General features: G+C 69.2%; 10 protein-coding genes. 6 read left to right on the top strand and 4 right to left on the bottom strand.

The genetic code is table 11. The features are described 5' to 3' along the window. The 4 genes from PHQ87_RS11515 to PHQ87_RS11530 form a co-directional block, all read right to left on the bottom strand. Window positions 1–616 (bottom strand): ABC transporter permease (locus tag PHQ87_RS11515; RefSeq protein WP_300234277.1); only part of this gene is annotated, 616 nt, incomplete at its 3' end. Between the two features lie 4 nt (window positions 617–620). Then, window positions 621–1,676, bottom strand: coding sequence for an ABC transporter permease (locus tag PHQ87_RS11520; protein WP_300234280.1), 1,056 nt, complete (start codon window positions 1,674–1,676; stop codon window positions 621–623). After that, complete coding sequence (locus tag PHQ87_RS11525; protein WP_300234283.1) at window positions 1,663–3,210, bottom strand: ABC transporter ATP-binding protein; 1,548 nt, start codon at window positions 3,208–3,210, stop codon at window positions 1,663–1,665. Before PHQ87_RS11525 ends, PHQ87_RS11520 begins: the two co-directional genes overlap by 14 nt. Before the next feature lie 22 nt (window positions 3,211–3,232). Continuing rightward, window positions 3,233–4,186 (bottom strand): LysR family transcriptional regulator, encoded by a 954-nt coding sequence (locus PHQ87_RS11530; RefSeq protein WP_300234286.1) that lies wholly within the window; start codon window positions 4,184–4,186, stop codon window positions 3,233–3,235. A gap of 94 nt (window positions 4,187–4,280) precedes the next feature. Between PHQ87_RS11530 and xdhA the strand changes: the two genes are divergently transcribed. From xdhA to PHQ87_RS11560, 6 genes are all read left to right on the top strand, one after another. Next, a complete protein-coding gene (gene xdhA, locus PHQ87_RS11535) occupies window positions 4,281–5,789 on the top strand; it encodes a xanthine dehydrogenase small subunit (RefSeq protein WP_300234289.1) in 1,509 nt (502 codons plus the stop codon). After that, entirely contained in the window at window positions 5,786–8,092 is a 2,307-nt protein-coding gene (gene xdhB, locus PHQ87_RS11540; protein ID WP_300234292.1) for a xanthine dehydrogenase molybdopterin binding subunit, read from the top strand. Before xdhA ends, xdhB begins: the two co-directional genes overlap by 4 nt. A 60-nt stretch (window positions 8,093–8,152) precedes the next feature. Next, window positions 8,153–8,494 (top strand): zinc ribbon domain-containing protein YjdM, encoded by a 342-nt coding sequence (locus PHQ87_RS11545; RefSeq protein ID WP_300234295.1) that lies wholly within the window; start codon window positions 8,153–8,155, stop codon window positions 8,492–8,494. Between the two features lie 18 nt (window positions 8,495–8,512). Continuing rightward, window positions 8,513–8,782 (top strand): DUF167 domain-containing protein, encoded by a 270-nt coding sequence (locus PHQ87_RS11550; protein ID WP_300234298.1) that lies wholly within the window; start codon window positions 8,513–8,515, stop codon window positions 8,780–8,782. Between the two features lie 300 nt (window positions 8,783–9,082). Continuing rightward, window positions 9,083–9,304 (top strand): hypothetical protein, encoded by a 222-nt coding sequence (locus tag PHQ87_RS11555; RefSeq protein ID WP_300234301.1) that lies wholly within the window; start codon window positions 9,083–9,085, stop codon window positions 9,302–9,304. 32 nt (window positions 9,305–9,336) lie between these two features. Further along, on the top strand, window positions 9,337–9,469 hold a 133-nt coding region (locus PHQ87_RS11560), incomplete at its 3' end, for a 2-dehydropantoate 2-reductase N-terminal domain-containing protein (RefSeq protein WP_300234304.1).

Below are 9,469 nucleotides of genomic sequence, written 5' to 3' on the forward strand. Positions count from 1 at the left end.
ACACGTAGGCCCCCGCCAGGCCGCACAGCGCCCCACCGGCCACCACGGCCAGCAGCCGGATGCGCCGCACCGGGTAGCCCAGGGCGTGCGCCGATTCGGGGCTTTCGACCACGCTGCGCAGCACCAGGCCGGCGCGCGTACGCCAGAGGAACCACATCAACGCCAGCACCAGGCCCACGCAGACATAGACCATGGGGTGGTGGCGGAACAGCGCCGGGCCCAGCAAGGGAATATCGCCCAGCAGCGGCAGCGCGAAGGACGCCTGCTCGGGCAGCTTTTCCTGCACGTAGCCGGTGCCGGCAAAGGCCGAAAACCCGGCACCGAACAGCGACAGCGCCAGACCGGTGGCGTACTGGTTGGTGTTGAGCCAGATCACGAGCACGCCGAAGGCGGCGGCCAGCACGGCACCCGCGGCCATGCCGGCGGCAAAGCCGGCCAGGGTGCTGCCCGTGTGCACCACGGTGGCGAAACCGGCCAGCGCGGCGCACAGCATCATGCCTTCGGCACCGAGGTTGACGATCCCGGCCTTTTCGTTGATCAACAGGCCCAGCGAAGCGATGGCCAGCACGGTGCCCGCGTTGAGCGAGGCGGCGATGAGCAGGGCAATGGATTCCATGGTGTTATTTCCCCCACTTCACGCGGTAGGCGATCAGGGTGTCGCAGGCCAGCAGCGCGAACAGCAGCAGACCCTGGAACACGCCGGTGATGGACTTGGGCAGACCCATGCGCGACTGCGCCAGCTCGCCACCGATGTAGAACATGCTCATGAGGATGGCCGAGAACACGATGCCCACCGGGTGCAGCCGGCCGACGAAGGCCACGATGATCGCCGCGAAGCCGTAGCCCGCCGGCACATAGGGCGTGAGCTGGCCGATCGGCCCGGCCACCTCCAGTGCGCCGGCCATGCCGGCCATGCCACCCGAGGTCAGCAGCGCCACCCACAGCGCGCGCCGCGACGAGAAGCCCGCGTAGCGCGCCGCCGCCGGCGCCAGGCCGCCCACCTGCTGGGCATAGCCCGCGTAGGTGCGGAACAGGAACAGCCAGATCGCCACCACCCCGGCCAGCGCCAGCAGCAGGCCGATGTTGACGCGCGAGCCCTGCATCAGGCGCGGGATCTGCGTCACCGACTCGAAGGTCTTGGTCTGCGGGAAGTTGTAGCCCATGGGGTCCTTCCACGGGCCGTAAACCAGGTAATTGAGCACCTGCACGGCCACGTAGACCAGCATCAGGCTGACCAGGATTTCGTTGGCGTTGAAGCGGTCGCGCAGCAGCGCCGTGATGGCGGCCCAGAACATGCCGCCGAGCACGCCGGCCAGGATGACGGCGGGAACGATCCAGGGGCCGGTGTCCTTGGTGGCGGTGAGCGCCACGCCGGTGGCGAACACGGCACCGATCAGGTACTGGCCCTCGGCGCCGATGTTCCACACGTTGGAGCGGAAACACACCGCCAGCCCGAGCGCGATGATCAGCAGCGGTGTGGCCTTGACCATCAGCTCGGAGACGGCATAGGCGTTGCGGACCGGTTCCCAGAAGAACACCTGCAGGCCACGCACCGGATCCTTGCCCAGCAGCGCGAACAGGATCACCCCGATCAGCACGGTGATGACCAGCGCCAGCAGCGGCGAGGCAAGGCTCCAGGCCCGCGAGGGTTGGGGTCGGGCTTCAAGCCGCAGCATGGGCGAACTCCTCGTTGTTGTTCTTGCTGTTGCCGGCCCCGTCCCACAGACCCGACATCCATTCGCCGATGCGCTCGACCGTGGCCTCGGCGCGGGCCAGGCTGGGCGACAGGCGCCCCTTGGCGATCACATAAAGGCGGTCGCTGATCTCGAACAGCTCGTCCAGCTCCTCGCTGACCACGAGCACGGCGCAGCCGGCGTCGCGCAAGGCCAGGATCTCGCCCCGGATCTGCGCCGCAGCCCCCACATCGACCCCCCAGGTGGGCTGGCTGACGATGAGCAGGCGTGGCCGTGCCTCGATCTCGCGCCCGACGATGAATTTCTGCAGGTTGCCGCCCGAGAGTGACTTGGCCGCCGCCCCCGGGCCGTTGGCCTTGACCTGGTAGCGTCCGATGATGTCCTCGGCCTGGGCCCTGAGCCGGCCCAGCCGCAGCCAGCCGCCGGCCCCGACGGCATCGCGCCGGGTCAGCAGCAGGTTCTGCGCCAGCGACAGCGTGGGCACCGCGCCGCGGCCCAGGCGCTCTTCGGGCACGAAGTGCAGACCCAGCGCGCGGCGGCGCCCCGGGCTGATGCGGGCGATGTCCTGGCCCGCCATCCGGATGCTGCCGGCCGGCGCCCGCCGGTCTTCGCCCGAGAGCGCGCGCAGCAACTCGCTCTGGCCATTGCCGGACACGCCGGCAATGCCGACCACCTCGCCGGCCCGCACCGCGAGCGTGATGCCGGCCAGGGCGGTGCCGAAGGGGTCGTCGCTGGCCAGGGTCAGGCCGCCGACCTGCAGCACCTCGGCGCCCGGGTGGTGTTCGTGCGCATCCAGGGCCGGCGGCTCGGCACCGATCATCAGGCGCGAGAGCGAGGCGTTGCTTTCCTGGCGCGGGTCGCACTCGCCCGTGACCTTGCCGCCGCGCATCACGGTGCAGGCGGTGCACAGTTCGCGGATTTCGTGCAGCTTGTGGCTGATGTAGAGGATGCTGCAACCCTGCGCCGCCAACTGGCGCAGCACGACGAACAGTTTGTCAACCGCCTGCGGCGTGAGCACCGAGGTCGGCTCGTCCAGGATCAGCAACTGCGGCTGGGTCAGCAGGGCGCGGATGATCTCCACGCGCTGCATCTCGCCCACCGACAGCGTGTGCACCGGGCGGTCGGGGTCGATGTCCAGGCCGTACTCGGCCGCCTTGGCGGCGATGCTGGCGGCCACCTCGGGCAGCTTGAGCGATTTGTCCAGCCCGAGCCAGACATTCTCGGCCACCGTCAGCGTGTCGAACAGGCTGAAGTGCTGGAACACCATGCTGATGCCCAGCGCGCGCGCCTCCTGCGGGTTGCGCACATGGACCGGCCGGCCGTTGAACAGGACCGCGCCCTCGTCGGGTTTGACCGATCCGTAGATGATCTTCATGAGCGTGGATTTGCCGGCACCGTTCTCGCCGAGTACGGCATGGATCTCGCCGGGTGCGACGGTCAGCGAGACATCGCTGTTGGCCACCACGCCCGGGTAGCGCTTGGTGATGCCCGTCAGTTGCAGTCGGGGTGTGGTCAAGAGATTCTCCTCGGGCACATGCTCAGGCCGCCGCGACATCGGCTTCGGGGCGGCGCAGCGAAGCCGCCACGCCCTTGATTTGCTCCCTCAGCCAGCGCGCCGCCGCCGCCGCGTGCGTCCGTTCATGCCAGAGCTGGTAGTACATCAGGCGCGGGAATGGTACCGGGCAGGCCAGCACCTGCACCGGCAGGCGATCCACAAAGTGTTCGCAATACTGGCGTCCGGTGGTCAGCACCAGCAGGCTGCCGGCCACCATGGCGGGGATCTGGCCGAATATCGGGCAGCGCACGGCGATGTTGCGCGCCAGCCCCTGGGACGCCAGATGGTCGTCGATCACGCCACGCGCGCCGGGGTGGGTGGGCATGGGCGCCACGTGCTCGGCGGCCAGCCAGGCCTCGACGTCCCAGCCGCGGCGCACGGCCGGGTGCTCCCGGGAAACGAGGCAGACCACCTCGTCGCCGAACAGGCGTCCCAGGTGCAGGTCGTCGGGCGGCTTGGGCCAGTTGCCGATGACCACGTCGTAGCGCCCCTGGGCCAGGTGGTGCCGGTAGTCGCCATCGGCCGACAGGGGATGGATCTCGATGCGGCTGTTGGGTGCCTGGGCCTTGATGCGCGTGACCAGTTGCGGCAGGAATTGCGGCTCCATGTAGTCGCTGGCGGCCAGGCTGAAGGTGTGGTGGGCGGTGGCCGGGTCGAAGCTGCGCGCCTCGGAGAACAGCACCTCGGCACTGCGCAGGATCTCGGCCGCCGGTTCGATCATGCGCAGCCCCGCGACCGTGGGCACCATGCCGGCGCCCGAACGCACCAGCAAGGGGTCACCCGCCAGTTCGCGCAGGCGCTTGAGCGCCGCGCTGACCGCCGGCTGGTACATGCCCAGCTTCAGGGCGGCGCGCGAGACGCTGCGCTCGGTCAGCACCATGTGCAGCACGCGGATGAGGTGCAGATCGATCTTGTCGAACATGGAGGCATATTTCATACGCGGGGGCCATATGGCGAAATGGGCAATCCGGCATTGGCGCCATATGGCAGAGCATATGCCGTGCCAGGGGCCAGGCGCTATGCTGGCTCGCATGAAGCCCCAAAACTCCGGACAAACCCTGAGATTCCTGCACCGCGGGCAGGCGGTGACGCTGGCGAATGTAGCACCCGAGCGCACGCTGCTGGACCTGCTGCGCGAAGACCTGCACCTGAGCGCCACCAAGGAAGGCTGCGGCGAAGGCGACTGCGGCGCCTGCACCGTGGTGCTTGGCGAGGAAGTGAACGGCCAGTTGCGCTACAAGGCCATCAACAGTTGCATCCGCCTGGCGCACTCGGTGGACGGCATGGCGCTGTGGACCGCCGCCGACCTCGCGGCCCCGACGGGTGACCTGCACCCGGCCCAGGAGGCACTGGTGCGCTGCCACGGCAGCCAGTGCGGCTTCTGCACCCCCGGCTTCGTGATGAGCCTGTTCGGCATGTACCAGAACACCCGGGGCGGTCAGGGCATCACCCGCGAGAGCGCGCAGGCCGACCTGTCGGGCAACCTGTGCCGCTGCACCGGCTACCGGCCGATCCTCGACGCCGCCCAGGCCATGGCCGACCTGCCGCTGCCACCGGCCTGTGCCGTGGACGAGGCCGCCACCGTGGCACAGCTCAAGGCGCTGAAGAAGCAGGCCGCCGCCCACCGTGGTGACAGCTACCTGCGGCCGGGCACCCTGGCCGGCCTGCTGCACGCCCGCGCCACCCACCCCAAGGCACAGGTGGTGGCCGGCTGCACCGACGTGGGGCTGTGGGTCACCAAGCAGCACCGGCGCTTCGGCCAGGTGCTGGACGTGACCGGCGCGCGCGAGCTGCAGCGCGTGGAGAGCTACCCGCACCACATCGCCATCGGCGCCGCCGTGACGCTGAGCGACGCCTTCGCCGCGCTGGTGGCCGAACGGCCGCAACTGCTGTCCTTCAGCCGGCGCTTTGCCGGCCTGCCGGTGCGCAACTCGGGCACGCTGGGCGGCAACGTGGCCAACGGCTCACCCATCGGCGACTCGATGCCGCTGCTGATCGCCCTGGGCGCCAGCGTGGTGCTGATGCGCTGGAAGAAAAACCGTGCCGGCGGCGGCGAGATCGCCCACCGCGAGGTGCGGCTGGAAGACCTGTACACGGGCTATCGGACGAGCATCATGCGCCCCGACGAGATCCTGGCCTGGATCAAGGTGCCGCGCCCCACGCCGGACGAGACGCTGAAGGTTTACAAGATCAGCAAGCGCTTCGACGACGACATTTCGGCGGTGTGCCTGGCGGTGCGGCTGGCAATCGACCACGGCCGGGTCGGTGCGGCGTCGATCGGAGCCGGTGGCGTGGCCGCCACGCCGGCGCGCGCGCGGCGCACCGAAGCGGTCCTGCGGGGCCAGCCCTGGAACGAGGACACCGTGATGGCCGCCATGGACACGCTGCGCAGCGAGTTCCAGCCGATTTCCGACATGCGCGCCAGCGCCCACTACCGCCAGACGGTACTGGGCAACCTGCTGCGGCGCTTCTGGCTCGAGAGCCAGGGCGCGCACGGCATCAACCTGGAACACCTTCAGGACATGGAGGCCCTGGCATGAACGCACCCGAGCTCAAGCTGGTGGTGGACAACACGCCCGAGCGCGCGGCCGGCGTCTCGCGCTTTCACGAGAGCGCGCGCGCCCAGGTGGCCGGTGCCGCCACCTACATCGATGACATCCCCGAGGTGCGCGGCACCCTGCACGGCGCGCCGGTGTGCTCGCCCGTGGCGCACGGCGTGCTGCGCGGCATCGACGCCTCGGCGGCGCTGGCCGTGCCGGGCGTGCGCGGCTTCGTGAGCGCGGCCGATATCCCCGGCGACCGCATCCTGGCGGCGTTCGGACACGACGAGCCGGTGTTCGCCGACGACACCGTGCAGTTCCTCGGGCAGGTGGGCGGTCTCATCCTGGCCGATGACGCCATGACCGCGCGCCGCGCCGCGCGCCTGGTGCGCTGGGACATCGACCCGCTGCCGCCCGTGCTCACGGTGCAGGAGGCGCACGAGCGCGGCAGCTACGTGCTGCCGCCCGTGCATGTGGTGCGTGGCGACGCCGAGGCGGCCCTGGCCCGCGCGCCGCACCGGCTCGCAGGCGAGTTCGAGGTCGGCGGGCAGGAGCACTTCTACCTGGAAGGCCAGATCGCCTATGTCCTGCCGCTGGAGCAGCAGCAGTGGTGGATCTACAGCAGCACCCAGCACCCGGGCGAGGTGCAGCACTGGGTGGCGCACGCGCTGGGCCTGTCCAGCCACGCCGTGACGGTGGAGTGCCGGCGCATGGGCGGCGGCTTTGGCGGCAAGGAGACCCAGGCCGGGCACCTGGCCGTCTGGGCGGCGGTGGCGGCGCACAAGCTGCACTGCCCCGTGAAACTGCGGCTGGACCGCGACGACGACTTCATGATCACCGGCAAGCGCCACCCGTTCGCCTACCGCTACCAGGTGGGCTTCGACGACACGGGACGGCTGTGCGGCCTGACGGTGGACATGCTGGCCAACTGCGGCTTCTCGGCCGACCTCTCGGGCCCGGTGGCCGACCGGGCGGTGTTCCACATCGACAATGCCTACTACCTGGAGGATGTGGCCATCCACTCGTACCGCTGCAAGACCAACCAGCAGAGCCACACGGCCTTCCGCGGCTTCGGCGGCCCGCAGGGGGTGATCGCCATCGAGCGCATCATGGGCGACATCGCGCGCCACCTCGGACGCGACCCGCTGGACGTGCGGCTGGCCAACCTCTACGGCATCGACGAGCGCAACGTCACCCACTACCAGATGACGGTGGAAGACAACATCCTGGAGCCGCTGATGACCACGCTGGCCGGGGATGCGCGCTACCGCGAGCGGCACGCGCAGATCGCCGAATGGAACGCGAGCAGCCCGGTGATCAAGCGCGGCATCGCGCTGACGCCGGTGAAGTTCGGCATCAGCTTCACCGCCACGCTGTTCAACCAGGCCGGCGCGCTGGTGCACGTGTACACCGATGGCAGCGTGCAGGTGAACCATGGCGGCACCGAGATGGGCCAGGGCCTGAACACCAAGGTGGCGGCCATCGTGGCGGACGAGCTGGGCGTGCCCTTCGAGCGCGTGTGCTGCACCGCCAGCAACACCGGCAAGGTGCCCAACGCCAGCGCCACCGCCGCCTCCAGCGGCACCGACCTGAACGGCCGCGCCGCCCAGTACGCCGCGCGCCAGATCCGCCAGAACCTGGCGGCCTTCGTCGCCGGCCTGGACGGCTGTGGCGCGGGCGCGGTGCGCTTCGAGGGCGGCCGGGTGATCAGCCCCCACGGTACCCGACCCTGGGAAGAGGTGGTGGGCGCGGCCTACGGCAACCGCATCCAGCTCTGGAGCGACGGCTTCTACCGCACGCCCAAGATCCACTACGACAAGGTCACCATGCTGGGGCGCCCGTTCTACTACTTCGCCTACGGCGCGGCCTGCACCGAGGTGGCCATCGACACGCTCACCGGCGAGTACCGCGTGCTCAGGGTGGACATCCTGCACGACGTGGGCCGCAGCATCAACCCGGCCATCGACATCGGCCAGATCGAGGGCGGCTTCATCCAGGGCATGGGCTGGCTGACGACCGAGCAACTGGTCTGGAACGAGCACGGCAGGCTGCTCACGCACGCGCCCAGCACCTACAAGATCCCCGCCACCGGTGACGTGCCGGCGCACTTCCACGTGACGCTGTGGCCCGAGGCCAACCGCGAGGACAACGTGCACGGCAGCAAGGCCGTGGGTGAGCCGCCCTTCATGCTGGCGATCAGCGTGTACGAGGCACTGCGTGATGCCGTGGCCCAGGCCGGCGGCCGGCCCGAGGCGATGAACGCGCCGGCGACGGCCGAAGAGGTGCTGCGCACCTGCGGCTGACGGCAGCGATCGGGCACCCGGCCAGATGACCGGCCGGGTGGACCCGTTACCATTGCCGCCATGAGCACTTTGCCCCCCTGCCCCCAATGCCAGTCCGAGTTCACCTACGAGGACGGTGAGCTGTACATCTGCCCCGAATGCGCCCACGAATGGAGCAAGACCGGCGCTGACGAACCGGCCGAAGAAGCCAGGGTATGGAAAGACGCCTTCGGCAATCTGCTGGCCGACGGCGACAGCGTCACCCTGATCAAGGACCTCAAGCTCAAAGGCTCGTCCGCCGTCATCAAGGTCGGCACCAAGGTCAAGAACATCCGCCTGGTCGACGGCGACCACGACATCGACTGCAAGATCGACGGCTTCGGCGCCATGCAGCTCAAGTCCGAGTTCGTCAAGAAGAGCTGACGCGCCCTTGCCCGCACCATGGGAAAAATCGTCGTCTACTGCCAGCCCGGTGCGAAGCAGACCCAGCTCGTGGGCCTGCACGATGGCAAACCCAAGATCCAGCTCAAGGCGCCGCCCGTCGATGGTGCGGCCAACAAGGCCCTGATCGCTTTCCTGGCCGATCTGTGCAAGGTCCCCAAGTCGGCCGTCACCATTGAGCTGGGCACCTCCGGCCGCACCAAGCGGGTGGAGGTGGCCGGCGTGGACGACGGGCAACTGGCCCGTCTGTTCGGCATGGACACGGCCTGAAACCTGGCCTTCGGGTACAATACGCGCTGTCGGTGCAGCTTGCGCGCCTTTGCACCGACTGTTGTCTGACACGGTCTGCGGTTCCCTCAACACCGCCCCCACCTTGAGAGGTCGATGAAACCGGCCTCGTCAAAGGTCATACGTTCTCCCCCCGGCGCGCATCACACCGGCTCCTGAACCCCAGGATCCCCTTCTCTTTCCGGCATTCGTCTGGCCTCTGTGCCGTCGTGGCCGGCTTCCGGCTTTTTGCCTTTGCGCGCCTGGCAGCCATGCGGGCGCGCCGTTCTGTTGTTTCTCCCCATGACCAAGCCATTCTCGATGGGCAAGTTTCTTGTCTCACCTTTGAGCCGGAAGACCGAATCCGGCGACTACGCCCCCAGCATCTCCATCCGCAGCGGCCGGGGCACCGGCACCCATGACCGGATTTTCCGCCTCGAGCCGCGCTTCGCCACCACCCAGGGCGCCCTGGACTACGCCGCCCGCCAAGGCCGGGCGCTGGTCCTGCAGGAATACGCCCGCTGAGGCGGCCGGAACGGCTTCCCTACAATGGGCGCATGACCGTCCACCCCCCCTCCCCGCCACTGAAGTTTGCCGTGATGGGCGCCGGCGCCGTCGGCTGCTTCTACGGCGGCATGCTGGCCCGTGCCGGCCACGCCGTGACGCTGATCGGCCGGCCTTCGCATGTAC

It is taken from the genome of Hydrogenophaga sp. (assembly GCF_028698005.1).
Classification (GTDB): domain Bacteria; phylum Pseudomonadota; class Gammaproteobacteria; order Burkholderiales; family Burkholderiaceae_C; genus Hydrogenophaga.

Coding starts and splice junctions, on each gene's coding strand:
- xdhB (WP_300234292.1), top strand. CDS start 5,786: ATGAACGCACCCGAGCTCAAGCTGGTGGTGGACAACACGCCCGAGCGC.
- PHQ87_RS11530 (WP_300234286.1), bottom strand. CDS start 4,186: ATGAAATATGCCTCCATGTTCGACAAGATCGATCTGCACCTCATCCGC.
- xdhA (WP_300234289.1), top strand. CDS start 4,281: ATGAAGCCCCAAAACTCCGGACAAACCCTGAGATTCCTGCACCGCGGG.
- PHQ87_RS11550 (WP_300234298.1), top strand. CDS start 8,513: ATGGGAAAAATCGTCGTCTACTGCCAGCCCGGTGCGAAGCAGACCCAG.
- PHQ87_RS11555 (WP_300234301.1), top strand. CDS start 9,083: ATGACCAAGCCATTCTCGATGGGCAAGTTTCTTGTCTCACCTTTGAGC.
- PHQ87_RS11520 (WP_300234280.1), bottom strand. CDS start 1,676: ATGCTGCGGCTTGAAGCCCGACCCCAACCCTCGCGGGCCTGGAGCCTT.
- PHQ87_RS11545 (WP_300234295.1), top strand. CDS start 8,153: ATGAGCACTTTGCCCCCCTGCCCCCAATGCCAGTCCGAGTTCACCTAC.